This window comes from Bradyrhizobium sp. WU425, assembly GCF_021052305.1.
Classification (GTDB): Bacteria; Pseudomonadota; Alphaproteobacteria; order Rhizobiales; family Xanthobacteraceae; genus Bradyrhizobium; species Bradyrhizobium canariense_D.
On the sequence record NZ_CP088089.1, the window covers coordinates 5,215,141 to 5,239,970 of the forward strand.

Genomic DNA, 24,830 nt, shown 5'->3' on the forward strand with positions numbered 1-24,830 from the left:
TTCCCGACTTGTCTGCCTGGGCCTTCTGCCCAAGATTAGGGATGGAGCCATGAACACCGCGCATTTCAATTCGCTCTCCGTTGACGAGCTCTGGATATTTCACCAAGAGGTCGCCGCCAAACTCACTCAGAAAATGTTGATGCAAAAAGCACATTTGGAGGAACGGCTCCACAGGATTGGACTGGCCAACGAGGCCACGCGGTTCAATCGCGAGCGCCGTCCATACCCGCCCGTTCGTCCCAAATATCGCAATCCGAAGAACCCGGCGGAGACATGGTCGGGTCGCGGCAGGCTGCCTCGATGGCTGCGGCCGCAGCTTCGAGGCGGCCGAAAATTGGACGATTTCCTAATCGATCGGGCTTCAGCCGAAAAGCGGCAGACCAATTGAGCGCGCGTTGCGGCATTTTGGGATGGAAATGCTGGCGCCGGCTGTTCCCCCTGGGCTCTGAGCTCCTCACATCATCGTTGAAGCGCGGGTCATAACCATGCTTCGAGGCATGGCCATAGCGAGAGCGCTGTGCTGATGGTCTCGCTGAATCGCTCGGGGGGCCCGCGGCGCAGTGAGGACATCGACGAGAATCTCAAGCACGCGATGGCCGTGTCTAGTTGTCGTGCCCTCTGAAGTGCCGCCTAACCGCATTCCACGCTCGAAGGACTGGAGGGATGAGCACGATGAAAAGAACCCTGATTGCAACCGGCCTCATTGCGCGCTGCAGGAGTGGTGGGTCGTGATCGTCCGAGCGACCGGCCGTCGTGTTAATCGTCACCGGAGATGGAATTCCTGCTCGCCGAGTAGGTGACGGTCTGCGCGAGGGCAGGACAACTACAACGAACAGAACGTTCACCAGTAGCCATATTCCCACAATGAGAAGAAAAGTACGCACGAGAACGACCATCGTTGATCTAAATCTGCCGAGCTTACTCCTGCCTCATACCCGGCACGCAACCGGCAACACTGCGTTCGCGGACGGAGCCGCTTCAGCGCAGCCGGCACATTTTCGCATCTCCCCGAGGCCGTTGGGTCCCGAGCGCTTTGCGAGCGTCCAGGATCGCTCCCAGCCTAGTCCGGCGCAACACTCGCGTCTGTGCGCTTTCGAACATTCATGCCCCCTTCAGGTATGCTAGTTCTATGCATCATCCGGCGAGAGCCGGACAGGGATGGCTCATCGGCCAAGACGGCCGTCCTCAGCCCGCAATCCCTGAACAGGGGCGGGGTCATGGAGCGTGGCCCAAATATCGCAGCACGAAGAGCGGCGAATTTGGCGGTCCGCATAGAACCAGTATCGAGTTTCGGCAGTTGACTCCGGGTGGATCCGAACCAGCAAACTGATTTGTTCGGGCCAAGGATAAGTTTAAAAGCTAAGCCGGCACACATGAAGGACCTCCGACGACGTTTGGAAAAGGTCCGCGCTGACGCCAGAGAGTTTATGCTGATGAGCCAGCAAGCGACGGACATAGAAAAGCGCGAGCTGTTTAAGCGCTTGGCGGATGAACTCGCCTTCGAGGCTCTCGAGCTTGAGCTAATCGTCAAGAAAAATGAGCGAGCTAATCCGTGCGACCAGCACGAGGTCGTGGAGTTTAAGCCGCCATCTCAGCGAACGCGTGGCTGATGCGGAAGAGGTCAAGCCGGCTAGATCGGCGTGCACAACCGAACTTTGCGCATGGCTCCGCCAGCGAACGCTGCTCCGCCTTCGCCGCATCGCATTGCGGTTGGGAGGGCCCAATCCGGAAGCGGTGATGTCATTGTACGCCGCCAGCAGTTCATCCATATGGTCCTTCCGTCGATTTCGAAGAACAGCGGGGTTTCAGGCAAGGCGCCGAGGCTACGGAAGTGGTCGACTATTTCTCGGTGAACCTCGATCGCAGCCCACGCGAAAGCTGAAGGGACCGGACCAGCCTCAGTAGAAGGAGGAAGCGTTCCCCTGCGTCCGAGCCGGTCGAACTCGGCCGCCCCTTCTTCGAGCCCGCTGTCCCGCAACGCCCGCTTGTGGCATCGACCTGACTTTCAGAAGGTTCGCCGCGCTTTCGCGGCTGAGACAATCCGTACGAGCGCTCGAACCGCTGCTGTCAGAGTACAACATCGTAGAAGATCGTACTTTAGCGTACAAAGTCGTTGCCATGTTGGTGGCGATACGACTCGAATCCCGACCCGAACATTCTGGTTTTGGTTCTGCATCAACGGTATCTTTCTGCGACAGACAGAACAGATCGTCCGTTTTGCCCGCTGCAATAGCCCCGCACGTCCGAACAATCCTTGCACCGCATGTAACGCTCCAACTCGTGGATCGGCGTCGTCTTCGTTCGTCGCACGACTGCGCTCACACCGTCTAATGGGACGTAAGCTCTGACAGATTGCGACGCGCGCAAGCAGGAGCCAGCGTGCAGCTTTAAACGTTTATGGGCGTGGATCGATCTCGAAGATGATCGACATGGACCGGACCGAGCGCTTCTTTGCCGGATGACTGTCGTGGGCACGATCTGCCTCTGCGCCGCGTTTACGATGTGGATGCTCGTTTGAGCCGCCACTCATGCCGCCAACGGAGGCGCCCTATTTCGGTGGCTGCCATCTTGGCAAGGTCAGCCACTCGGTTACTGACAAGGTCAGCCACTCGGTTATCTGAGACGTGAATTCGTTCTGCCGGGCCTTCCTAAGCAGACTGTCTCGTTTGTCCTGGCGGAAATGACCCGGCTTCATCACGTAGCTGTTGAGCTTCTAGGTCAAGCCGAGCCCCACACTTCCGAGATCGCCGCAGCGCTTGCCGCGTCCCGGAAAGCGGAACTCCCTATGGTGTTACCCATGCGCATTTCGCAATTGTGCAGCGGCGCGCTGGGACCTAACTCCTAAATCATCCTGAGAGACAACAATTCGCCTCCGAGACGCGTGTGGTTGGAGTTTTTGAGATTGAGAACTTCCGCAGCTGAATTGGACTTCGGGGCGCGAGGCGTAGGCGGATTCAAACAAAGTTCGAGTTGGCCGCCCTATGACGCTCGAAATGCGATGCGGCGGATCGTTCGAGGTAGGCCGCAGTGACGCTTCCCGCCGAAATTGGCAACCGACTTCTGGCAACACTGCCGGCGGCGGACCTCGAACTGCTGGCGCCCGAGCTAGAGATGGTAGCGCTCGATCGGGATGCGGTCGTCTCGCAGGCGGGTGACCAGACCGAGCACGTCCTCTTTCCTCATAGTGGCGCCATTTCTGTGATGATCGACATGGCCAACGGACAGACGGTCGCCAGCGCCGCAATAGGGCGCGAGGGAGCAGTAGGCACTCTTTCCGTGCTAGGGCCGTCCCCTTCGGCCGTTACCGCCGTCGTTCGTGCCGCGGGCATCGCCTCGCGGATCCCCGCATCGCGATTCCACGCCGCTTTTAGCCGAAGCCCCGCGATCCGCCACGCAGTCCAGATTCATTTCAAAGCGATGCTGATACAGCTACAAATCGGCGGCGCCTGCAATGCGCTGCATCCGGCCCAAGCCCGCATGGCACGCTGGCTGCTCCATCTTCGCGACCGTGCCGACCACGACGTCCTCGCACTCACCCAAGAGGCGCTTTCGCAAATACTGGGTGTGCGACGAACGACAGTGACGCTCCTGATGCGCAACCTGCGCGCTTCCGGAGCGATCAGATCTGAACGGCGAGGAGAAATCGAGATTGATCCATTGCGGCTCGCAGCGGTGGCGTGCGAATGCCACGATACCATGCGTCTCGAAATCGAGGGGATCTTCTCTATGAATGCAGCCCGGTCTCGCGCTTTGGTTCTGCCGACGTAGTAACTGAAACGGGGGGATGCCGCAAACCATCGCGCCTTTCGGCGTGATAGCCCGTTATCCCGGACATGGACGATGTGGCCAATGTGCAACGGGCGCCTAGCTTCTCCACGGCAATGTCCGCAACCGAACAATCCCGCTCATGAGGTACGCGTACTATCGGCGCGCCATGTACTGGAGGCCTGTGGATGACCTTTTCAAACGAAAGATCAGACCGTATTGTCTCTTTGGGAAAGCGTGCGGCGACAGGTGTTGGCTGATCGCGCAAATGGCGGACGCTCCCGCCTTGTTGGCGACAATCTGCGCACCTATGCTGAATCGCTCCGTTCGGAAATGGATCGGCGGGAGCTCAAGTACGCCTCAATCGGTTCAACTGAATGAAGCCGAGGGTGCCTTTGGGGCACACAGACGATGAGAGACATGCAAGAGCAGCTGGAGAACCTCCTCAAAGACGCAGCCGACTGCAAATCGATCAGCGATCTGGCCACCGACCTGCAAAAGCGAGAGTTGTTCGCGAGGCTTGCCGATCATCTGAGCGTGTTGGCTTCCGAGGTCGAGCGTGCAATTGCTGCGACAGCCTTTGGCACCAAATTGGAGCGATAAGAGGATATGGCCCGACACCGATGATTGGGAATCAGCATGCGATGAGCGGAGGAGGACATGACTGCGGAGCGGCCTCGCGTGCGAGTGTGCAATCGCGCGCTCGCCTGGCCACTAGTCGGAAGGCCTATCTGCGCGTGCAAGGCAATCAGCTAACTTCGATCGTCAGCTGCGACCGCGGGTAGGCGTACAGCCCTGACCTTGCAGGATATCCCCGGCCAGCGCGCTTTATTACGAAGGCTGCGTCATGCTCATTCGCTATAGGACCTGCGTTGCCCTGTTTCGGCAGCCTCATTCGAGGCCAAGCAACGCCGCGCCCGCTCGATCTGGGCGCCGGTGGCCCCGTGGTTACGGGCATACATCTCAGCCAGGGCCGCCGAATACTTAGCAACGTAGTATTTGACCTCTGAGCAAGAAATCCGCTCTCCCGGTCTGTGCTGGCGCGCAGCATAGGCTTCAGAGCTAAGCGTCATCAGAAACAAGGCAGCAGCGCCAATCGCACGCGTGACAGTCATTGTCATCCCCCGCAGCTACTAGGTTCGTTGCAGAGAGCAGGCCTGAATCGTCCCGATCGCGCAAATTAACAGTGGTGCGCTGGTGCAACGTGTTGTGGATTGTTGCTTTCATGCCCCAGCTTCGTGAGCACCGGCCCGCCTATGCTGGCGAACCCCGTACAAATCCAGGCTCGTCGACACAGATGTGCGACAATTGACGTCCCCATGTAAGCTGCATTGCGCAACGGGACAGGCCGCTCTGATCATCTCAGGAACCTAAGGGGGCGACACGCCGGCCGGCGCCGCTGTTAACGGGCACAAACGTCTCCCGCGCCGCCTGGGGAGGACCTCACGATGCCGACCAGCAATTCAACCCTCTGCGCGGATGACCACCGGTACGATCATCCTCTCTCGCTCCGGTCTATCATGGGCAAGTTTGAGCTACTTTCAGGAAGTGTCCTCGGACGTCGTACTATCTCACAAACGTTCGAACCAACGAACCAACGACACAGCCGCATAAGTGCAAATCAGGACCTGCAACTATCTCAATCTGCTATTTGAGGCTGTGGCCTGCACGGTCGACGGATCGGCCGATCCGCGCACAACATGAGAACCGAAACGCCAGCGCCGAAGCCAATCGACCCCGCGAGATGTAAAGGGCGCTGTCAGCGGCTGGCGCGCCTACATCCGATAGCTCTGAATTCTGAATGATGGTGACATTAACCACGGATTGTTACGACTGAGTAGGATGAAGGCCGGCGACCGAAATCAAAGGCGGTGCGCGTCCGCTTTATGAGCCAATCAGCTCGTGGGCCGCACCGCACAGCAATCAGGTGCCCAGACCACACCTGAGCCGCAGAAGCCGTTCGCATTCGAGCCGGTCCGGACGGCCAGCAGAAGTTGTGGCGACGCATCGGGCAGCATATTTCGAGTTCGATACACCGCTGAATTCGCCCGCCGGCTCGCGCGCGATCACGGTTGATGTCCGGCTAGCGCCGCTTCGGCTTTCTCGCCGTCATCTGGCTGGCGCCGCAGCTTACGCTGGGCAGAACCCCGCTTTTATGGCAGTGTCGATGTGGCCACAGAGCGCAACACAGTACCTCCTCACCTGACATTGGTCACGCGGAGGCTTCGGGGTTGAACCCAGTGTTTTGGGTTGATGCGCATGGACAGCAGGTTCCAAGTGCTATGGGAGGACGATGACCGCATCTTTTGTCGGCCATTGCGTCCGGCTTCCGATGGCGCATGCAGAACTGTATTGGCGGTACTTCCCAAGGCGAAACACGCTTCGTCCGGCCTCCTCGATCGTCTTGATCACGAGTTTGCGCTGAAAGACCAATTAGATGAGACCTGGGCAATGCGGCCGCTCGGGCTGGAGTGCGATGGTGACCGTCCAGTGCTGCTGCTTGAGGATCCTGGTGGCCAGCCGCTCGAACAGTTGCTTGGTGCGCCCATGGACATCGGACGCTTTTTGCAGCTCGCGATCGGCATCGCCGCAGCCCTGAACAAGGTGCACCAACGCGGCCTCGTCCACAAGGACGTGAAGCCGGCGCATATTATGGTGAACTGCGAGGACGAACGGGTCCGGTTCACCGGGTTCGGTATCGCCTCGCGCCTCGCCCGCGAGCGACGCGCCCCTGGGCCGCCGGAATTCATCGTGGGCACGCTGCCCTACATGGCGCCCGAACAGACCGGATGGATGAACCGCTCGATCGATTTCCGCAGTGACCTCTATTCACTTGGCGTTACGCTCTATCAGATGCTGACCGGCTCGTTGCCGTTCTCAGCGGCACATTCCATGGAGTGGGTGCATTGCCACATTGCGCGAAAGCCAGTGGCGCCCGGCGAGCGGGTAAGCACTGTACCGGCTACAATCTCGACCATAGTCCTCAAGCTGCTCGCCAAATCCGCCGAGCAACGCTACCAGAGCGCTTCAGGCCTCGAACATGATCTACGCCGCTGCCTGATCGAATGGGAAACCGGAGGCCGCGTCGAAGAGTTTGCGCTCGCACAATACGACACGCCCGACCGACTGCGGATCCCTGAGAAGCTCTACGGACGGGACCGCGAGATTAAAGCCATGCTGTCCGCCTTTGACCGGATGATCAAGAGCGGCGCGCCGGAATTGATGCTGGTTACCGGCTATTCCGGCGTTGGTAAATCCTCGGTAGTCAATGAGCTCCATCGTCGCCTTGTTCCGTCCCACGGGCTGTTCGCATCAGGCAAGTTCGACCAGTACAAACGCGATATTCCCTATTCAACGGTAGTGGAGGCTTTTCAGAGCCTCGTGCGGTTCCTTCTGAGCAAGAACGAAGCCGAGCTGACGCACTGGCGCCAAGCGCTTCATGGTGCGCTGGGCGCCAATGGACGACTCGTTACCGACCTGATCCCTGAATTGCGGCTGATCGTCGGAGAGCAGCCACCCGTCCCTGAGCTCCCCCCGCAGCAAGCACAGAACCGCTTCCGTCTCGTGCTCCGGCGCTTCATAGGGGTATTCGCACAGTCCGAGCATCCATTGGCGTTGTTCCTCGATGATCTCCAGTGGGTCGATGCCGCCACGCTCGATCTGGTTGAGGACCTTTTAACCCGCTCCGATCTGCAATACCTGATGCTCATCGGCGCCTTTCGCGACAACGAGGTCACTTTCGCTCATCCATTGTGGTACAGGCTTGAGGCCATAAAGAGTGCTGGCGCTAACGTGCAGCAGATCATTTTAGAGCCGCTTGCCAGCTCACACATTTCGCGTTTGATTTCCGATGCTCTTCGCTGCGATTCGAAGCGTGCCGCGCCACTCGCGAAGTTGATTCACGATAAGACGGCCGGCAACCCATTCTTTGTGATTCAATTCCTTCAGGCGCTTGCCGAAGAGGGATTGGTCCGCTTCGATCATGACGCACGGTTCTGGTGCTGGGATCTCGCTCGCATTCGCGTCAAGGGCCACACCGAGAATGTCGTGGATCTGATGATCGCAAAGCTGACCCGCCTGCCTGCCGAGACGCAGATCACGCTGCAGCGGCTGGCCTGTCTCGGCAACGTCGCCGACACGAGGACAATTTCGATCGTCCTCGGTCGCTCCGAGCAGCGGGTACACGCGGATCTGTGGGAGGCCATTCGCCAGGAATTGGTCGAGCACCAGCCAGGAGTGTATCGGTTTGTCCACGATCGAGTGCACGAAGCCGCCTACTCGCTGATTGCTGATGATCAACGCGCGGCGCTGCATTTGCGAATCGGTCGGGAGCTACTGGCGCAGACCCCCCGGGAGAAGTGGGAGAAGGCTATTTTCGAGATCGTTAACCAGCTCAACCGTGGCGGGTCCTTGATCACCTCGCGAGACGAACGCGAGCAACTCGCAGAGCTTAATCTGACAGCCAGCCTGCGCGCGTGGGGGGCGGCGGCCTACGCGGCATCGCTCAACTATGCCGCTGCCGGTGCCGCAATGTTACCAGACGACTGCTGGGAACAACGCCAGCAGCTTGCCTTTGCGTTCGAGTTGCATCGCGCCGAATGCGAGTTCGTGACCGGCTCGGTCCTGGAGGCAGAACAGCGCTTACAGGAGCTGACGACGCGAACCGCGACCGCCGCCGACCTTGCTGTCGTCGCGCGCCGCCGGGTGGATCTGTATACGGCGCTCAGTGAGCCGGACCGCGCGGTTAGCGCCGGTCTCAGCTATCTGGAACAACTCGGGATTCGATGGGTAGTCCACCCAAGCGATGATGACGTCCGACGCGAATACGAGCACGTCCGATCTCGGCTCGGGAATCGGTCGGTCGAGGAGCTATTGGATCTGCCGCTAATGAGTGATGCACTCGCACTAGCGACCATAGATCTTTTGACGGCGCTCATGCCGCCGGCGTTTTTCACTGATGCGAACCTTCGCTCACTGGTGGCCCTAAAAGCGGTGGAGATCAGCCTCGAGTGGGGGAACAACGATGCTTCATGCGTTCCTTACGTCATGTTCGGCGCCATTGCCGGCGCGCGCTTCGGCGACTATCAGGCGGGCCTTCGATTCAGCCGTATCGGCACTGAGCTGGTCGAGCGGTGCGGATTTTCGCGCGTGCACGCCAGGACCTACCTGAACTACGGCAACCTTGTCCTTTCATGGACCAAGCAGCTCCAGCATGCCCGAGACGCCTTTCAGCGGGCATTTGAGGCCGCGAGCAGCAGTGGCGATGTCACGTTCGCGGCCTTCAGCTGCGCCAGCTTGAATACGAATTTCCTTGCGGCGGGCGATGCGCTTGCAGAAGCGCAGCGCGAAGCCGAGCACGGGTTGCAGTTGAGCAAGAAGGCGAAGTTTGCGTTGGTGGCCGACATCATAATGCCCCAGGTTGGGCTAATCCGTATGCTGCGCGGCCTGACGCGGCGTTTCGGCGCTCTGCACGACGACCCGTCCGACGAGCTTCGGTTCGAACGGCGTTTGGCCGCCGATCCGGCATTCGCGCTGCCCGAGAGCTGGTATTGGATCCGCAAGCTGCAAGCGTGCTTCTTTGCCGGCGACTATTCGCCGGCCGTCGACGCCGCATCGAAGGCACGGAGACTGCCGTGGTCACCACCGCAGCTACTCGAGACGGTGGAATACGAGTTCTATGCAGCGCTATCGCACGCTGCATGCTGGAATTCGGCACAGCCCGAACAACGTCAAGGGCACCTTGAGGCCCTGACTGGGCACCACACGCAGCTCGATTTGTGGGCACAGAATTGCCCGGAGAATTTCGCGGACCGCGCTATTCTAACCGGCGCCGAGATCGCCCGTCTCCAAGGCAGAGAACTGGACGCGGAGCGTCTCTATGAACAAGCCATCCGCTCCGCTCGCGACAACGGCTTCGTCCACCACGAGGCGCTCGCTTATGAATTGGCCGCGCGGTTTTACGGCGAGCGTGGTTTCGAAGACTTTTCTGGCATCTATTTGCGGAGAGCGCGCGACTGCTATGTTCGTTGGGGGGCAGACGGCAAAGTGCGGCAACTTGAGGATATGCATCCGCACCTCAGGGAGGCGAGATCAGAGCCAGGCCCGATGAGCACGATTGGAGCGCCGGTCGAGCATCTCGACCTCGCCACTGTCATCAAGGTGTCGGAAGCGGTGTCAGGTGAGATGGTTCTGGAGACGCTTATCGAGACGCTCATGCGCACTGCCATCGAACAAGCAGGGGCTGAACGCGGTCTGCTGATCTTGTCGCACGACACCGAGCCGCGCATCGAAGCGGAAGCCACCACAACCGGCGATGAAGTTACTGTTGAAATGCGCAATACAGCGGTGACCGCGGATCTCCTTCCCGAATCCGTTCTCCATTACGTACTGCGAACCAGAGAGTGCGCGGTTCTCGAGGATGCCACGGTCCAGCCTCCCTTTGCCGCGGACCCCTACGTTAATCAGCGCAACGCTCGTTCCATTCTCTGCATGCCCCTGATCAACCGTGCGAAAGTTATCGGCGTGCTTTACCTCGAGAATACACTGACGCCCTACGTTGTTGCACCGGCGCGAATTGCGGTGCTGAAGCTGCTCGCCTCACAGGCAGCAATCGCGCTGGAAAATGCGGCTTTGTACCGCGATCTCGGAGAACGGGAAGCGAAAATCCGACGCCTTGTCGATGCCAACATCATCGGAATCATCATCTGGGAGCTTGAAGGTTCGATTCTGGAGGCCAACGATGCGTTTCTCAACATCGCGGGATACGACCGTGAGGATCTCGTCTCGGGCCGCCTGCGCTGGACTGACCTGACGCCGCCTGAATGGCTCGACCGCCACGAGCGATGGTGGATCCCGGAACTAAAAAAGATGGGTAGCGTGCAGCCGTTCGAGAAAGAGTATTTCCGCAAGGACGGAAGCCGCGTGTCGGTGTTGATCGGCATGGCTGCGTTCGACGAACAACGAGACCAGGGCGTCTCCTTTGTCGTTGACCTGACGGAGCGCAAACGATCGGAAGTGGCTCTGCAGGAGAGCGAGGAGCGTTTCCGGACTCTCGTACAGTTCTCTTTCGACGTGTACTGGGAATCCGATGCGCGGCATCGTTTCATTCGCCAGGAATTCGCCGAAGGCATGGTCGACGCACCCGCGTCGGGCTCTGAACTTGGTAAGACGCGCTGGGAAGTGCCCTACTTGGAGCCCGGCGAGGAGGCTTGGCGCAAGCATCGGGAGACGCTCGATGCCCACCTGCCGTTCCGCGATTTCGAGCTCGCGCGCCCTACGCCCGATGGCGGCAAGCGCTACGTGTCCGTCTCCGGGCTACCGGTGCTCGACAAGTCCGGCCACTTCATCGGTTATCGCGGCGTTGGACGGCACATCACCGAACAGAAGCGGGCCGCAGAGGCGCTGCGCGAGATACAGAAGGAGCTTGCGCACGCTAACCGCCTCGCCACCATGGGCGAACTCACGGCCTCGATCGCGCATGAAGTGAGCCAGCCGATTGCCGCGGCATCCATGAATGCTGGTGCGGCCGCGCGCTTCCTGGACAGAAATCCGCCGGATCTTGAGAGGGTCAGGGAATCACTGGACTGGCTTATGAACGATACCGCTCGGGCCAGCGACATCATCCAACGAATTCGCGATCTCGTAAAAAAAGCACCGCCCCGGAAGGATCGCTTGGACATCAATGAGGCGATCAGGGACGTTATTGAGCTTACCCGCGGCGAAGCGATGAAGAACGGCATCTCAGTGCAGACGGAATTTGCAGACAGCTTACCGCTTGTCGAGGGCGACCGCGTCCAATTGCAACAAGTGGTTCTCAACCTGATTATCAACGCTGTCCAGGCAATCGGCACGGTCGCGAATGGAGCCAAGAAAGTGCTGATCACCACCGCGCAGGGTGCACCGGACGGTGTTCTCGTCGAGGTGAAGGACTCGGGACCGGGGATGAGCTCTGAAACCTTCGAGCACGCCTTCGCCCCCTTCTACACGACGAAGCCCAGCGGTTTGGGGGTGGGACTGTCGATCTGTCGTTCGATTATCGAAGCGCATGCCGGACGCTTGTGGGTGACGCGCAACCAGCCCCACGGCGCAATTTTTCACTTCACCGTACCAGCCCACCCTGCCGACGCTTCTTGATTATGGCCGGATTGCTGGTTCCAACTTCGAGCACGCACCTCGCGCTTTGCGATCGAGAAGATCAAGTCGATCGCAGCCCTGCCGATCCTGGCTGCCGCGACGGGGATTAAATCACCAAGCTGTCGCAGAAACGGTCGAGGGATCACGAGGCGACTAGGCAAAACAGGTTGTGCATTTGCGCGCCTTAGTATCCTATTCTACGACGAGCGCGTAATCGACCTGTGCCGTTTAATCTGCACACCGTTTCGCATTGCGCGAAGATGCAGAAACAAAGGAAAAGCATAAGTCGCACTGCTATCCGGGGCACGATACGCAAAAAACGTCGCACCAGATCCGCCTTGTTCTCGTCGACCCCATCCGTAATTTAATTGAATACGAACAGTTTTGATATGGTTGGCGCACCAGGCTCGAACCGGGGATCCGCTGATCCAACATCGCCGCTCGTTCTCATCGCTCTGTTCGCGCTCGTCACGTCAGCCACTGCGGCAATCGAGCCTATGGCCGACTCGGTGCCCGTAAGCCGTGCCTCAGGGGACGATCACTGGCAATGGATCGATTTCCGCTCTTCCGAATTGCCCCGGCGAAACAGGGCGCGGTTGGGGCGTGATTGATGCGATAGACCAGCGTGTCGATCTTGGCAGCGGACTTGTTGCTGAGCAACGTCAGGCCGCTCCGCAGCGAGCCCTGAACCGCTCGCGCCAGTGCATCACTTCGTCCTAAGTGCATCCGCCTTCCACTAGATCGAGCATGGAAAGGCCATAGATCACGAGGAGGTAAGGATTAGTGGCCGCTCGCACACGGCTTCGATGGCAAACCACATCGATTCGGGGTACGCCCCCCCAATCATCCTCACGCTGATTGGCGCGCGGCGCTGCAAATTGGTTGATCCGGTAACCCTACGGCGCACATAGAGGAAATTGGCGCCCTGCGCGTCGGGCGCCCCTTGACACTCGTGTCAGTCGCCGGCGTTGCACGGCGCACCACATGGCGCGCGGTCGTAGGCGGCGCGGCCGTTGGCGCGGCCGCGGTTGGCACGGCATGTCTCCGCGTTCTGATTAACGGTCGCTACGGCTGCCGCTGATAGCTGTCGGTTCTAGCTTCTGAAGAGCGCATCCTGCGGGATGAGGCTCATGCAGGATGTGCTGTTCAGGTTTCAGGGGCGCTAGCGACAGGGGCCAAGGCGCGACAGAGCAGAGATCGAGAACTCCAGCGTCGCCAGCATCGCGAGCATGTCGCGTTGTCCTGCTCCAGGGCGGCGGGGGTCGGCAGAACATCTTGACGCTCTTTGATCTCTGGCCGAGCCGAAAGGCATGAAGCTCGAGGCCGAGTGATCCATAAAGGTCGAACGCAAATTGCGAGCAAGAAGGAACGACGCGGCCACGGAGGGCTTCTGCTCCTCGTTCAAGACCGAATGGACAGTGAGCAAGATCTATTGCACTGCGAACACCGATATTCGCGCCAATGCGTCCCCACCGGCAAAGCCTTCGCGGCAATATGGGCCCCATGCGGCTTAAATCTGGCAGCGTGATGGATTAATTGCGCGCCTGGCCCCCGAATTCATAAGCTCGTCTAGCACTTTGGCGGCAATACGCGGCAGCGCGCTCAATTAATCGAGCCGTCCACGTTTCGCCGGGCGACGATCCTGTCCTCGGTCCGCGACGCAACCACCCCGTTGATGGGCGACGCTGCGGTAAGATTTGGACCGATCTCCACGCTGGCATGGCAATGTGAAAGCGCAACCGGTCGGGAGGCAAGATTGTGGATGTGATGCCGGTCTGCCGGCCTGAGCGAGGGTTGTCTCTAGCACTAAGTTAAATGCTCCGCCACGATGAGTTCGAAGACGACGATCATCGCCACGACGATCCTCGATCGCCAGATCAATGTAGTGCTCCTGCTTCCGCGGCAAATCATGAGATCTGACCGATAGCTATCTACAGACCGTCGCTAGAGCAGGTGGACAAGGGCAAGCCAGCACGGATGCGAATCCCTGCCTGGTGGCAAGCGCCGGAGCCAGGGGCTTGGACGGCTTAGCCGGTTCGTATTTTTGGTTAGTCTCAGCAGCCGCGATCGAGTGACCCGAGACTGAAATGGTCGGCACCGGGTCAAACAGGAAAGTGACAGGCAATCGGACGTTTTTCCGTCTGCTCGCTAGGAGCGGACATGATGGCGCTGGCCCGGCAGGTTGGCTCCGGCCAAAAGCTGCCCCCGCCAAATGCAATTTTGTCCCTTTCCGGCTCCGGACGGCATCCCCGTATCGGGGTCGAGATCCTGATGCTAGATTTCCTTCGTCATCCCGGACAGGAGGACGACACGCCTGATAGCGTCTACAAGGTCATTGAACTGGTCGGTACCAGCAACGACTCGTGGGAGAAGGCCGCCGCAAATGCGGTCGAGCAAGCTGCAAAATCTCTCCGAGATCTTCGCATTGCAGAGGTCGTCAAGCTGGATATGCAGCTCGATGACAAGGGAAAGGTCGAGGCCTATCGCGCCAAGCTCAACGTATCGTTCAAGTTCGAGGGCTCCTGAGCCTCAGCACCTCGCCCCATGCGCAGGGCGAGGAGGACTCATTGGAAAAGGCGCGTTGCCCTGTTCGCCTAGCCGGACACTGTGGCCCGGTCTCGGAAGTTGGCCCTAGTCCGACCGGGACCGATATGCTTTGATGCGTCGAGGCGTGTGGCGCATGGTGGCCTCATGTACATGGTCATTCGCAAGTACACCAAGGTTCGTTCGGTAGCGGACGCCGCTCGCCGCGCCAAGAGCGGCGTCGGCCAGATCCTAAGGCAATCGCACGGCTTCAGATCTTACCAAGTTCTGGATGCGGGCGACGGCGTTGGTATCGCCGTGATGATATTTGACGATCGCGAAAGCGCCAATGCAGCGAACGACAAGATACTCGCGTTTGTTCAAGCAAGTCTACATGACCTCGATCTTGGAGTTCCCGAAATCACCACCGGCGAGGTTTTGGTGAACATAGAGCCGAATGAGTTCTCGGGCATAAAGTAGCTGAAACGCCGCCATTTGCGTGCCGGTTGCCCTCCTTTGCTCATGTCGTCGACTTGATGTTTCCATCTCGTTTGCACCGATCGCGCCCTGGACGCGCGTGCCATCGCCATGAATATGCGACTACGCGTATTCTCGAGGAGTAGCAGCCACATGAAGCAACATACCTTCGAAGCATTTTCCACCGCCGCGATCTACTGGACACCGCTTGTGCTTATGGGCACCGCGATGCCGCCAAGAGATCCCGATGAAGACGACGAGGACGACGAAGAGGAAGATGACGCTGACGAACCGCCGGTCGTGCGCGAGCCGGACGAAGACTAGACTGGCGTGTTCGGCAGCCGGCGCTATAATATCTCTCATGGGCTGGGATGCGAAAGACATAGCGCTCCTCAACAGGCTCTGGTCCGCAGGACAGAGCGCGGCGCAGATTGCGCGTCGTCTCGGGTGCAGTCGTAACGCGGTGTGCGGCATGCTGACCCGTCTGGGCTTGAAGCGCGGCCACAAGCCGCCCACAGCAACGCCCAAGATAAGGCCGCGCCCGAAGCTGAGGCCGACCTCGTCGGCTGCCTGCGCCCGTCCAGTCGCACGGAAGGTGTCGCGGAACGCAGTGCAGAGGCAGCCGCCCAAGGAATTCAGCAAGCAGCAGCTCTACTCCATGCTGGCAGAGGCGGTCAGAAACACTGGCTAAGAGCTCACCAAGAATGTGGTTGTGCTCCCGCAAGTCCCTGGCCCAGTTCGACGGGTTCGGCAGTCGTATACCCATCCCAAGGCTTCATCTGCTTGGAGTCAACAGCAGCGGTAGATGATAGGCTGAACTTACTTGTGGTTTGCCGCCGAAAGCCGACATGTCACCGATTCAAGAGATCTTCGACTAAGCGGCACGAAGTGGAAGCCGTAATGCCGGATCTGGCCCTTTGAATGACCTGCCGTCGATATCGATGACGCCGCAACGTCGATGGCGATCGTCGTGCGCTCGAAAAGCGATGCTTGCCAACGATAAGGCGCTGCTTGCGGCCAACTCACCTGTTCCGCCGCGAGGAACGATTGCATCAGCCGTGCTTTAACCGTCCACACCTCTAATTGTTCGATCAGCAATTTGCGAAAGCCGCCGCCGATCGAAGGACCAGTCAATGCGCATCCGTCTCGTTGGTGGCACGGGGCTTGTTCGATCGGCAATCCAGGCCAGACTGTCTGCCGAAGGGCCCGAATGCGTATTGGTGTCGCGCCACCCACCGGCACCTAATACGCACCACATCACCCTCGATATGGTCGGACCACCGACGCTTCGAAATGGAAGGACGCTCTTGCCGGCGTTGATGTCGTTGTCAATGCGGCGGGTGCCCTGCAGGAACGGGACATGCAGGCGGTTCATGTTGCTGGCAGCGCGGCGCGGGGCCAATCAAGAGTGCGAAGTCATTGGATGTCTCAGCAGGCGGTTGCTGGGCCCGGCCCGGGCCTAGCAGAATCCCGCGCTAGCTTCATTGTATGCGGCGCGCGAACCGTTGGGGCTGACTGACATCAGCGCCGAACTGAACCAAGGCTGGAGCCGAGTGACTTCCGCAGTTTGCCCGAAGCTGCAAATCAGAGTCCTCTGCTCTTGTCGCTGTTTGACCCTGAACGGACGTGCTAGGCATAAACAGCTGGACGCGGTGTGGTGTGAGGTCTTGGCTTTGGTTTGCTCGGACGTCCGCATCACGGACTGACGCGCTCGCACCAAACCCCTGTCTTACTGGGCCTGATCGCAGGCCTGCAGGATCCGGACAAAATCAGCCATGCTGGATCGATCTTCAGCCATAGCTACAACCTGAGTATTGGACACGCGTTGGCTTCCCCGTCTGAACCACATCAGGAGGTCGGCGATGTTTCTCATGGCGGACTCTCTGCACAAACTACGGCCGTAAGCGTCAGTTGAGCGGCGAAGCGCCGCTAGATCGGGAGAAGGGCCGGCGGGCGCTACGCCGCCGGTCTCGTCCCGCAACTGCGGCTCGCAGGGCCGGTTCCGTTACTTTTCAGTCTGGATGTATCAGTAACATTAGCCCTTGGTCGGCGCCATCGCGCGCAGGTATGAAGTGACCATACTTAGGTAGACTTGGGTTAGTGAATCGGGATCGGGAGCCATCCCGACCGGTACCGTTCGAATTGGAGGCTGCCGCCGACCAGGCCATCGCTGCCTGAGGTCGAGACACCCGGGAGGCGGTCAAGGCGCTCATTGTCGCGAACGGCTTCCTCGAGGCGCAGGTCGAGGATTGCGAGCCTCGGTTTCCGCCGGCTACTCGCGCGGCCGGTTCGTCGTCCGCGCGACCGTCCCCCGAATTGATCAAGTAGGCACCTCGAAACCGCCGTCGAAAAGGCGTCCTCGATCAAGCTGCAGATCCGAGCTTCATCCTCCACGACCAGAACTCGAATGGCATTACTCGCCTCGGCGACCGATGCGGTCGTCTCGCGTGACGGTAAGTGCGTTGGCCCGCGAATGTCGTGCGCCTCAGCCGTCGCGAGCCGGCACGATATTTGGAAGTCTACCGGCTGTCGGAATTCTCTTCGCGATGTGCGAGGCGGGTCGATGGCGCGGCTCGGATGCGGCCTACGGCAGTGCCGCCAGGTGCCCGGCTACGACGAGGTGGTTCAATTCTCGACGAGAGCGCCCACGCAAAAATTTGCCATGTGCGCGACGGCCTCGGTGCTGTGAAGTCACCGAATTCGGCAGTGGCCTCCTTGCCAGCGTACATTCGTGCGATTCCAGCGCCGCCAGGGTGATGAGGGGCCCACTCGGTGATGTCATAAACTTTTCCCGAGATGATGATCCAGCAGTCGTTCTGTGTGTTGTGCAGAGCGACCTCTTCGCGCGTGACGCGGCGCGTACCCTTCGCCGGATTGGCGGGCATCCAGAGCTTGATCCCACCGTACCTTACCTTGGCGGTTCGGCGGAAGTCCCACGGACCTAGCCTCTTGGCAGGCAACTCGCTGCCGATCTTGCGGGCGTCGTAGGCGTAGATCCAGGAATCGTCCTCGCCGCCGCGCTTATCATGGGCAAAGGCAGGACTCACACGCTCATCGAGTCTCTCCAGTAGCGCCTTCTGCTCAGCGGTGTCCTTCGCTCGCAAATGGTCGAAGGCGAATTTGGATCCCAATTGAAAGCGGGTAGCGCGGTAATGCCGCACGCGTTCGTAGTGCAACAAGGCTGTAGGCACATCGCGCTGGTGAAGCGCAAAGGCGCTGGCAAGGGCGGCGGCGTCTTCGAAGGACTGAGCAGCTCCTTGACCGAATGTGGGTAGCATCGGGTGCGCCGCGTCACCGAGCAGGCAGATGCGGCCCTGCACCCAGGTTTCGAGCGCATCGCGATCGTAGAGACCCCACTTGGTAGGACGAACGATCGCCCCCGACAGAGCGATGAGGTCGTCTCTGCTGGGATGGCCCGCGAATGCCTCGCCGACCTCGCGAACGATCTCCTGCTGACTGACGGGAAACCAGTCGCCCTCCTCCTGCTCGAACGCGGCGGACTCAGGCTCATAATGCGCGATCCACACGTTCAACAACTCGCCGCCGCGTACCCAGTACGTGGTCGCGCCGCTCCTATCCGCCCGATGGCGGTCCATGCTGAAGGAGTTGATGGGATTGTGGTCCAGCGGGTTACCGTTCGCTTTGCGGAGGGACGCAACCCCCGTCCGCGGAATGAGTCCTCGAAAGCAGGTTACCTCCGTCCAACGCTTGGGACGCGAATTCGGCCACGCCAGCTGTAACGTCGCAGAGTTGATCCCGTCCGCACCTACGAGAAGCTCTCCCGTGGCGGTTCGACCATTCGAAAAGGTCGCTATTACCTCGCCTGCGGTCTGACGCAGCTGCGTCAGTCTGCAGTCCATGTGCACCGCGATCGGGCATGGCGCGCCGCTGTCGATACCGAAGTCGGACACTCGCTTGTACAGGCACATCAAAAGGTCCAGCCTGTGCATGTGATGAAAGCCGGCGCCGTCGCCTGCGGCGGTGACATGATCGAATGGCCTCTTTGTCACGCTCCCATCTGCGTTGAACTGTCGTGTCGACTCCAGGATTGCCGCGCGGCCGCCGTCAATGACCCCGTCGGGGCCTTTGGAATCTCCCCCATCCAGGTCGACGCCTAGCCAACGACATATTCGCGCCCCGTTGGGCGGGATGTTCAACCCGGCGCCTGCGGTGCTAGGCACCTTCGTTTGCTCGTAGACATCGACCGATGCGAACACTCCCGACTGACGCAGCGCCAAGGCCGTCATCAACCCGCCCATTCCCGCACCGACGATCACTGCCCTCATCCATCTTCCTTCCGATGCAATCGAATGCCCCTCAACTCGCGGCTGGAATAAGTTTAAGGCGCCTCAATGGGCTCGAGACTAGCGCCGGGCTGATTGGCAATAAAGGATCTTGTCGCACGCCAAATAGAGTTCTGGAGTTCCTCGGTCATCGGCCTCCGTGAGCAAACACGCCGACCGAGCGCCAACTTCCATTGAGGATGAGCCAGTCGCGTCGGCTTGGCGCTGCGTTGCAAACCTCGGTCCTCGTCTACGAACCGACATTTGGCGCCGCCTTCCGAAGGGAGCGACCGGGCAGTGCGAAAGGTCGTCGGACCTACCCGATCCTTTCATTGGCCCTCGCAGCCAGCAGCCAGACGGTGCGGTATACTCGGCGGTACAGGCATCATCGGCAGCACCGGCACGAATGGCGGCGCCCTGGCGCCCGGCAGCGGGTCCGGTACCCTGCGGCCCAAGGCAGCCTGGTATTCACGGCAGCATCGAGCCATTTGGTCGAGGTCTCGTCGGCGAGCAGCGACCGCACCGATGTAACGTGCACAGCTACGCTTCCCGGCATCCTCGACTTCGAACGAATGCGACAGCCGAGGATAAAGCATGTAGCGCCCGGTCGCACAGGCAAGCTCGCGCTCCTGAGGGTGAAACCGCGCATGCGTAAATCGGTCGAAATTGCCGGCGTGGTCGTAGTGCAGATGCGTGAGAATCACGTCCTTGACGTGGGCAGCGTCGATATCGAACGCGGCAAGCGTCTCTACCGGGCAGCGCAGGTAATTTCGCCTGCGCTGCTTCGCGACCTCGGCATTGAACCCGGTGTCGATGACGAAGATGCGGCCGCCTCCCCTCGCCAGCCACACGAAATAGTCCATCGGCATTGGTCCAAACGCGCCCTTGATCATGGGCCGTTTCGCTTTTGCGTCATCAGTCGCAGCGGGATGTTATGCAGGTTGGCGCGGCCTCGCACGGCCGGCTCTGTCCTGCCGAGCGCCTGGGCGATCTCGTCGGGTCGGCGCCCAGCCGCCGCCATCACCAGCAGCTGTTGATGCTCTTCCGGTGTCCACCTCCGGATCAACGGATAGCGTGACTGTGCCATCGTCCCGCGTCCCCAGCCTGTTGCCAGGTTATCGGGCTGCAATTGCTGAGTCGTGCTTTAACATATGATGCCTATCTCGCAGGACAAGGCGAGCGGATGGCGCCGGACTGAGCGAGCACAGGGCTTGGATGGAGGCTCCACGGCGGGGCAAGCCGGTAGTTTTCCGGGCCGTAAATTTTCGTCGGCTTTAATAATTCGAGCGAATGATCGCTCCGATGACCAGAGACCTTGACCATCAAGCAGAGGCCATCGCCGCAATGCGCAAAGCGGTCGCCGCGACCTGTGCTGCCGAGCGTTTGAAGTGGTTGAGGGCCGCTTTGGCGTGGAAACATCTTGAAAGCTTGGCGAAGGGCAAGTTGGCAGCGTGAAACTCCCCGCGAGCGGCCTGTTCGCTGGTCAAGACCTGGCGCAGTTTTCGATCATCTCCGCGAGCGCGGAGCAGAGGACGGGCTTCTCCAATCGGGGAGCATTGCGGAAGCCGCCCGGCAATCCATCGGATGTGTGGCCGGTCAGGAAGAAAAATTGCAACCCGCGACCACGAGTGATCTCCGCCACCAGTTCAGTTGTTTCATCGGCAAGCCTCAGGTCGAGAATGGCCAGATCGAAGTCTGCCACCCGCGCGACTTCGATTGCTTCCTTCAGGGTGCCTGCTTCGGCGATGACCTTGTCGCCCAACTCCTCCAGCATGTCGCAGACCATCATGCGGATCGGCGCTACGTCCTCCACCACGGAAGATTGAGAGTGCGCCCATGCTCCGTCTCGTCGGCCTTGATATCCGCCATGCAGCCGGCCAGCTCCCTGGGGCCCTCGGATCGGCCTATGTTCACTTTTGGACACATTTTCAGGGAACAAAGCGCCGCAACATAGTAGGTTCAGCGTTCCGAGACGGAGTGAACATGACAGCGCCGTCGCCTCTCATCTTGGTGGTGGAGGATGAATACCCATTGCAGGCGGTGTCGAGGAAGCCCTGCTGGAGGCAGGCTTCGCGACTGACATCCTCTCGTCTGCCGAGGTAACGATTGGGGTTCGCAGGGCGTCCCAAATAGCATCCTGTTGCAGAAGCCGTTTGCACCGGCCCAGCTTGTCACTGCGGTCTCGAAGCTCCTCAATGAGGTCCCACCGACGCACAAGTAAAAACCGCCGCCGTCACTGGCTCGCACAGCAAGCCAGCGTCCCAACCGTCCATGGCGGCAGGAACGAAGCTCGGCAATGAACATTTTTTAGTCTCAGTTGCCTCGTTCGCTCCGCCTGCAATAGCGCAGGGTATGCTCACGTGCGGCAAATGCGATGAGATCGACAACAAGATAGCGCGCCATAGTCGGTTGTTGTCTCTTGTCACTGACAAGATCGCGAGAGACGGTATCGCCGACTTGATCGAGGAAATGACGACGGCGAAAGCTGCGCTTCATCCCAACCAGAGGAGAAGTAAGCTCGCACTCGAACGCGCCAATCGGCGGTAGATCCTCGCCGACAGTTCCATCAACATTCTCTTTCTCGCGGGCGCGACCGCAGATCGATGCGAGCAATCAAACTCTCTCCTGAATTCATTCAAATCTCTGCCATTTGCCAAGGGCAGATTTGCTTCCGGTGAAGCGTGTCGATCAAGCGTGTCGCAAGACTGGTGCACACGTCCGGCCCGCTACCGACATGAAATGGGAGTTACGCCATGCAGCATCTGCCGAACGATACCTTCGACGTCATCCTTGACCAGTTTGGTCAAATCGAGACCGTGTACGGAGATCTCGGATTTCCCGCAGCCAAGGACGTCTCGGGCGGCAACGACACCGTGACGGCAACGTCACCGAGCTCAATACGAGGCTCACGATCTTCGGCGATGACCAGTCGATGCTGCTTGGTCACTCGCAAGGCGGAAACGACATATTGTTCGCCGATATCGGCGGCGGCTGGAACACCGCTCTCGTGGTGGGCGATGCCCAATCGATGATCGAGGACGCCAAGGGCGGCAATGACACCATCGTCGCGGATGCCCATGGCACGGTCTATACCACTGTCTCGGCCTTCGGCGACGTCGCGCGGGACATGTCGGGCAACGCGCAGGGCGGCCATGACGAGATAACCGGCTCGATCGCGTGGCGCGGTGGCGCCAACCTGTTCGCCGGCGATGCCGGCGGTTCCATGATGACACCTCGCACGGCGGCAACGACACGCTCGATGTCAGCGTGCTCACCACGGACGGCGTGGCGACCGTCAGTGGCGACGCCATCGGCGCCCTGCGCGGCCTTGCGCAAGGCGGCAATGACAATATGACGGTCACCTTGAACGGCGACAGCGCCATAGCCGGCGCGACCTTGTCGGGGGACTCGTCGACGTCCCTGACGATCTTACCCAGGGCGGCGACGATGTCCTGACCGTCAAGATCGAAGGCCAGTACGCGGATGCGGTCTCGTCAGTGTACGGCGACGCGCCGATCATGGCCGGTCATTCTCATGGTGGCAACGATATCCTCAATGGCGGCGTCGGCCGGGATTTCATGTATGGCGATGCAGGAATCTATGAACCGGCGACGCCAGGCTCGATCACCGGCGGCAGCGACACGCTGAACGGCGGAGCGGGCGACGACTGGATGTGGGGCGGAGGGAACAGCGACTTCTTCGCCTTCAGCACCGGCTCCGGCAACGACACGATCGCCGACTTCGATCAGGGCAACAAGGCCGTCGGCAGCACCGCAGCGGAACACGATCTGATCGATGTGCAGGATTACGGCTTCGCGGACTGGGCGGCGCTGTCGAGTCTGATCAGCGACAATGCTTCCGGCGATGCCGTGATTCATCTCTCCGGCAACGACTCGATCACGCTGGACGGGATTCACGCGGCGAATCTGCATCCGACCGACTTCATCATCTGAGGGAATAAATCAAAGCGGCGATGTCGTACCCCGACGCGCGGGGCGACATCGCAATCGCGAGTGCGCACCGACCAGTTTCGCCGCACGGCGCAGCGAAACCTGTCGCGAACAAACTCTGTCCCGAATTCCAGCAAATCTCCGCCATCGACCAAAGCTAGATTCGTCTCCGTGAAGCGTGGTCACAGCACGTCGCGCAAGAGTTTTGCCGATGTCAGGCCCGCCTCCGACAATGAAATGGGAGTTACGCCATGCAGCATCTGCCGAACGACACCATCGACATCCTGCTCGACCAATTTGGCCAAATCGAAACCGTCATCGGAGATCCGAACTTTCCGACCACCACGGACGCCTGGGGCGGCAACGACACCGTGACCGCAACCATCACTCAGCCCGAAGCAGAGGTCACGATCTTTGGCGACGACAACACGACGCTGCATGGCCAGTCCCACGGCGGCAACGACACGCTCACGGTCAACGTCAACTACGGCTGGAACGCCGCCCTCGTGGTCGGCGATGCCCAGGCGATGACCGACGACGCCAGGGGCGGCAACGACACGATCGATACCCAAGACCACTCGATGTACACCAACGTGCATGCTTTCGGCGATGTCGCCGGCGACATGTCCGGCAATTCGCACGGCGGCAGTGACACCATCACGGGCGCTGTGGGCTGGCGAGGCTTCGACAATGTGTACGCCGGCGATGCCGGTGGCTCCATGAGCGGCACGGCGCAGGTGCGGCAACGACACGCTCGACATCAGCTTGAACACCCGGGAGGGTTCAGCGAGAGCCAGCGGCGATGCCATCGGCTCCATCAGCGGCGATGCGCATGGCGGCAACGACAACATCATCTTGACCATGAGCGGCGAAAACGTCTGGGCCGGTGCGTCGCTGTCGGGAGATTCCTCCACGTCCCTGACCGACAACGCACAGGGTGGCAACGACATCCTCACGGTCAAGATCAGCACCGAGTACACCGACGATGCGCGCGATATGCTGTTCGGCGACGCTCCGACCATGTCCGGCAATGCCCATCGCGGCAACGATATCCTCACCGGCGGAGCGGCCACCGACTTTCTGTATGGCGATGCAAAGGTCTATGATCCCGCAACACCGGGCTCGATCACCGGCGGCAAGGATTTGCTCAACGGGGGCGCCGGAAATGACCAGCTTTCGGGCGGCGGGAACAGCGACACCTTCGTCTTCAACACCGGCTCCGGCAACGACCTCATCACCGACTTCGATCAAGGAAACAAGGCGGTCGGCAGCACCGTGACCGAGCACGATCTGATCAACCTGCACGATTACGGCTTTGCGGACTGGACGGCGCTGTCGAAGCTGATCAGCGACAATGCCGACGGCGATGCCGTGATTCATGTATCGGCGAGCGACACCATTACACTCGACGGTGTCCACGCCGCGAGCCTGCACCCGACCGACTTCCTCATCTGAGAAAAGCAGGCATCTCGCCCCGCCTACAGCGGGGCGAGACCCGGGTTACTCCCCGCCCACAGGATCCCTTCAGCCGCCCCCTGACGCTGGCGACCGCCTTTGGCCGCGACGAGCCAGTTGATGTCGTCGAACTTCTCCGTCAGGTCCGCGACCAGATGCGTCGTGCCAGGATGCAGCGGTCCTGCCTCATTGGCGCTCACCGTTCACGATCGCAACGACCTTGCCCCATGGGCTCTCAGAACCA

Annotated in this window: 20 protein-coding genes and 1 pseudogene; 13 read left to right on the forward strand and 8 right to left on the reverse strand. The window is 60.1% G+C overall.

All coding sequences use genetic code 11. The annotated features are described in order from the left end of the window. Window positions 1–49: 49 nt before the first annotated feature. From BcanWU425_RS25410 to BcanWU425_RS25455, 9 genes are all read left to right on the forward strand, one after another. Window positions 50–388 (forward strand): H-NS histone family protein, encoded by a 339-nt coding sequence (locus BcanWU425_RS25410; RefSeq protein ID WP_204510834.1) that lies wholly within the window; start codon window positions 50–52, stop codon window positions 386–388. Between the two features lie 985 nt (window positions 389–1,373). Further along, on the forward strand, window positions 1,374–1,610 hold the full coding sequence (locus tag BcanWU425_RS25415; RefSeq protein ID WP_085350879.1) for a hypothetical protein: 237 nt from the start codon (window positions 1,374–1,376) through the stop codon (window positions 1,608–1,610). Window positions 1,611–3,027: 1,417 nt separating this feature from the next. After that, entirely contained in the window at window positions 3,028–3,768 is a 741-nt protein-coding gene (locus tag BcanWU425_RS25420; RefSeq protein ID WP_204510833.1) for a Crp/Fnr family transcriptional regulator, read from the forward strand. Between the two features lie 417 nt (window positions 3,769–4,185). Further along, window positions 4,186–4,368 (forward strand): hypothetical protein, encoded by a 183-nt coding sequence (locus BcanWU425_RS25425; RefSeq protein WP_018458807.1) that lies wholly within the window; start codon window positions 4,186–4,188, stop codon window positions 4,366–4,368. 1,650 nt (window positions 4,369–6,018) lie between these two features. Beyond that, the gene (locus BcanWU425_RS25435) at window positions 6,019–11,898 is read left to right on the forward strand and encodes an ATP-binding sensor histidine kinase (protein ID WP_231188669.1); all 5,880 of its coding nucleotides are present in this window, start codon (window positions 6,019–6,021) and stop codon (window positions 11,896–11,898) included. Between the two features lie 2,160 nt (window positions 11,899–14,058). Next, a complete protein-coding gene (locus tag BcanWU425_RS25440; protein ID WP_326951669.1) occupies window positions 14,059–14,424 on the forward strand; it encodes a dodecin family protein in 366 nt (121 codons plus the stop codon). 165 nt (window positions 14,425–14,589) lie between these two features. Beyond that, window positions 14,590–14,901, forward strand: a complete 312-nt coding sequence (locus tag BcanWU425_RS25445) for a hypothetical protein (protein WP_085350876.1) — start codon at window positions 14,590–14,592, stop codon at window positions 14,899–14,901. 150 nt (window positions 14,902–15,051) lie between these two features. After that, entirely contained in the window at window positions 15,052–15,222 is a 171-nt protein-coding gene (locus BcanWU425_RS25450; RefSeq protein WP_166517563.1) for a hypothetical protein, read from the forward strand. A 37-nt stretch (window positions 15,223–15,259) separates the two neighbouring features. Further along, a complete protein-coding gene (locus BcanWU425_RS25455; protein WP_085350875.1) occupies window positions 15,260–15,589 on the forward strand; it encodes a GcrA family cell cycle regulator in 330 nt (109 codons plus the stop codon). Between the two features lie 128 nt (window positions 15,590–15,717). On the opposite strand, the gene BcanWU425_RS25460 is transcribed toward BcanWU425_RS25455, so the two are convergent. From BcanWU425_RS25460 to BcanWU425_RS25475, 4 genes and pseudogenes are all read right to left on the reverse strand, one after another. Next, window positions 15,718–16,032, reverse strand: coding sequence for a hypothetical protein (locus tag BcanWU425_RS25460; RefSeq protein ID WP_204510831.1), 315 nt, complete (start codon window positions 16,030–16,032; stop codon window positions 15,718–15,720). Window positions 16,033–17,417: 1,385 nt separating this feature from the next. Further along, window positions 17,418–19,184 carry a cytochrome b5 domain-containing protein gene (locus BcanWU425_RS25465; protein WP_204510830.1) on the reverse strand — a complete coding sequence of 589 codons (1,767 nt, stop codon included), beginning with the start codon at window positions 19,182–19,184 and terminating at the stop codon, window positions 17,418–17,420. Between the two features lie 554 nt (window positions 19,185–19,738). Then, window positions 19,739–20,044 (reverse strand): annotated as a pseudogene (locus BcanWU425_RS25470) (MBL fold metallo-hydrolase); the annotation flags it as partial. Window positions 20,045–20,070: 26 nt separating this feature from the next. Further along, complete coding sequence (locus BcanWU425_RS25475) at window positions 20,071–20,268, reverse strand: SANT/Myb domain-containing protein (RefSeq protein WP_231188671.1); 198 nt, start codon at window positions 20,266–20,268, stop codon at window positions 20,071–20,073. 215 nt (window positions 20,269–20,483) lie between these two features. Between BcanWU425_RS25475 and BcanWU425_RS25480 the strand changes: the two genes are divergently transcribed. Continuing rightward, the gene (locus tag BcanWU425_RS25480; RefSeq protein ID WP_204510828.1) at window positions 20,484–20,636 is read left to right on the forward strand and encodes a hypothetical protein; all 153 of its coding nucleotides are present in this window, start codon (window positions 20,484–20,486) and stop codon (window positions 20,634–20,636) included. Window positions 20,637–20,664: 28 nt separating this feature from the next. On the opposite strand, the gene BcanWU425_RS25485 is transcribed toward BcanWU425_RS25480, so the two are convergent. Together BcanWU425_RS25485 and BcanWU425_RS25490 are read right to left on the reverse strand one after the other, a co-directional pair. Then, a complete protein-coding gene (locus BcanWU425_RS25485; protein ID WP_085351027.1) occupies window positions 20,665–20,970 on the reverse strand; it encodes a hypothetical protein in 306 nt (101 codons plus the stop codon). 524 nt (window positions 20,971–21,494) lie between these two features. After that, entirely contained in the window at window positions 21,495–21,794 is a 300-nt protein-coding gene (locus BcanWU425_RS25490) for a hypothetical protein (protein WP_143273136.1), read from the reverse strand. A 319-nt stretch (window positions 21,795–22,113) separates the two neighbouring features. Between BcanWU425_RS25490 and BcanWU425_RS25495 the strand changes: the two genes are divergently transcribed. Together BcanWU425_RS25495 and BcanWU425_RS25500 are read left to right on the forward strand one after the other, a co-directional pair. After that, window positions 22,114–22,536: a hypothetical protein gene (locus BcanWU425_RS25495; RefSeq protein ID WP_231188673.1), complete on the forward strand. Its 423-nt coding sequence runs from the start codon at window positions 22,114–22,116 to the stop codon at window positions 22,534–22,536. A 163-nt stretch (window positions 22,537–22,699) separates the two neighbouring features. Further along, window positions 22,700–23,134 (forward strand): hypothetical protein, encoded by a 435-nt coding sequence (locus BcanWU425_RS25500; RefSeq protein WP_231188675.1) that lies wholly within the window; start codon window positions 22,700–22,702, stop codon window positions 23,132–23,134. Between the two features lie 179 nt (window positions 23,135–23,313). Here the strand turns inward: BcanWU425_RS25500 and BcanWU425_RS37570 are convergent, their stop codons facing one another. After that, on the reverse strand, window positions 23,314–23,994 hold the full coding sequence (locus tag BcanWU425_RS37570) for a hypothetical protein (protein ID WP_311979541.1): 681 nt from the start codon (window positions 23,992–23,994) through the stop codon (window positions 23,314–23,316). Between BcanWU425_RS37570 and BcanWU425_RS37575 the strand changes: the two genes are divergently transcribed. Then, window positions 23,993–24,586 (forward strand): hypothetical protein, encoded by a 594-nt coding sequence (locus BcanWU425_RS37575; protein WP_311979540.1) that lies wholly within the window; start codon window positions 23,993–23,995, stop codon window positions 24,584–24,586. The genes BcanWU425_RS37570 and BcanWU425_RS37575 overlap by 2 nt on opposite strands. A gap of 23 nt (window positions 24,587–24,609) precedes the next feature. Here BcanWU425_RS37575 and BcanWU425_RS25510 read toward each other — a convergent pair whose 3' ends face one another. After that, on the reverse strand, window positions 24,610–24,786 hold the full coding sequence (locus tag BcanWU425_RS25510; RefSeq protein WP_158091523.1) for a hypothetical protein: 177 nt from the start codon (window positions 24,784–24,786) through the stop codon (window positions 24,610–24,612). Window positions 24,787–24,830: the final 44 nt, after the last annotated feature.

Excerpts from the sequence above, each read along its gene's own strand:
- BcanWU425_RS25410 (WP_204510834.1), top strand. The coding sequence starts at position 50 with ATGAACACCGCGCATTTCAATTCGCTCTCCGTTGACGAGCTCTGGATA.
- BcanWU425_RS25415 (WP_085350879.1), top strand. The coding sequence starts at position 1,374 with ATGAAGGACCTCCGACGACGTTTGGAAAAGGTCCGCGCTGACGCCAGA.
- BcanWU425_RS25425 (WP_018458807.1), top strand. The coding sequence starts at position 4,186 with ATGCAAGAGCAGCTGGAGAACCTCCTCAAAGACGCAGCCGACTGCAAA.
- BcanWU425_RS25435 (WP_231188669.1), top strand. The coding sequence starts at position 6,019 with ATGCGCATGGACAGCAGGTTCCAAGTGCTATGGGAGGACGATGACCGC.
- BcanWU425_RS25440 (WP_326951669.1), top strand. The coding sequence starts at position 14,059 with ATGATGGCGCTGGCCCGGCAGGTTGGCTCCGGCCAAAAGCTGCCCCCG.
- BcanWU425_RS25445 (WP_085350876.1), top strand. The coding sequence starts at position 14,590 with ATGTACATGGTCATTCGCAAGTACACCAAGGTTCGTTCGGTAGCGGAC.
- BcanWU425_RS25450 (WP_166517563.1), top strand. The coding sequence starts at position 15,052 with ATGAAGCAACATACCTTCGAAGCATTTTCCACCGCCGCGATCTACTGG.
- BcanWU425_RS25455 (WP_085350875.1), top strand. The coding sequence starts at position 15,260 with ATGGGCTGGGATGCGAAAGACATAGCGCTCCTCAACAGGCTCTGGTCC.
- BcanWU425_RS25465 (WP_204510830.1), bottom strand. The coding sequence starts at position 19,184 with ATGAGGGCAGTGATCGTCGGTGCGGGAATGGGCGGGTTGATGACGGCC.
- BcanWU425_RS25475 (WP_231188671.1), bottom strand. The coding sequence starts at position 20,268 with ATGGCACAGTCACGCTATCCGTTGATCCGGAGGTGGACACCGGAAGAG.
- BcanWU425_RS25480 (WP_204510828.1), top strand. The coding sequence starts at position 20,484 with ATGACCAGAGACCTTGACCATCAAGCAGAGGCCATCGCCGCAATGCGC.
- BcanWU425_RS25485 (WP_085351027.1), bottom strand. The coding sequence starts at position 20,970 with ATGATGGTCTGCGACATGCTGGAGGAGTTGGGCGACAAGGTCATCGCC.
- BcanWU425_RS25495 (WP_231188673.1), top strand. The coding sequence starts at position 22,114 with ATGCTGCTTGGTCACTCGCAAGGCGGAAACGACATATTGTTCGCCGAT.
- BcanWU425_RS25500 (WP_231188675.1), top strand. The coding sequence starts at position 22,700 with ATGGCCGGTCATTCTCATGGTGGCAACGATATCCTCAATGGCGGCGTC.
- BcanWU425_RS37575 (WP_311979540.1), top strand. The coding sequence starts at position 23,993 with ATGAGCGGCGAAAACGTCTGGGCCGGTGCGTCGCTGTCGGGAGATTCC.
- BcanWU425_RS37570 (WP_311979541.1), bottom strand. The coding sequence starts at position 23,994 with ATGGTCAAGATGATGTTGTCGTTGCCGCCATGCGCATCGCCGCTGATG.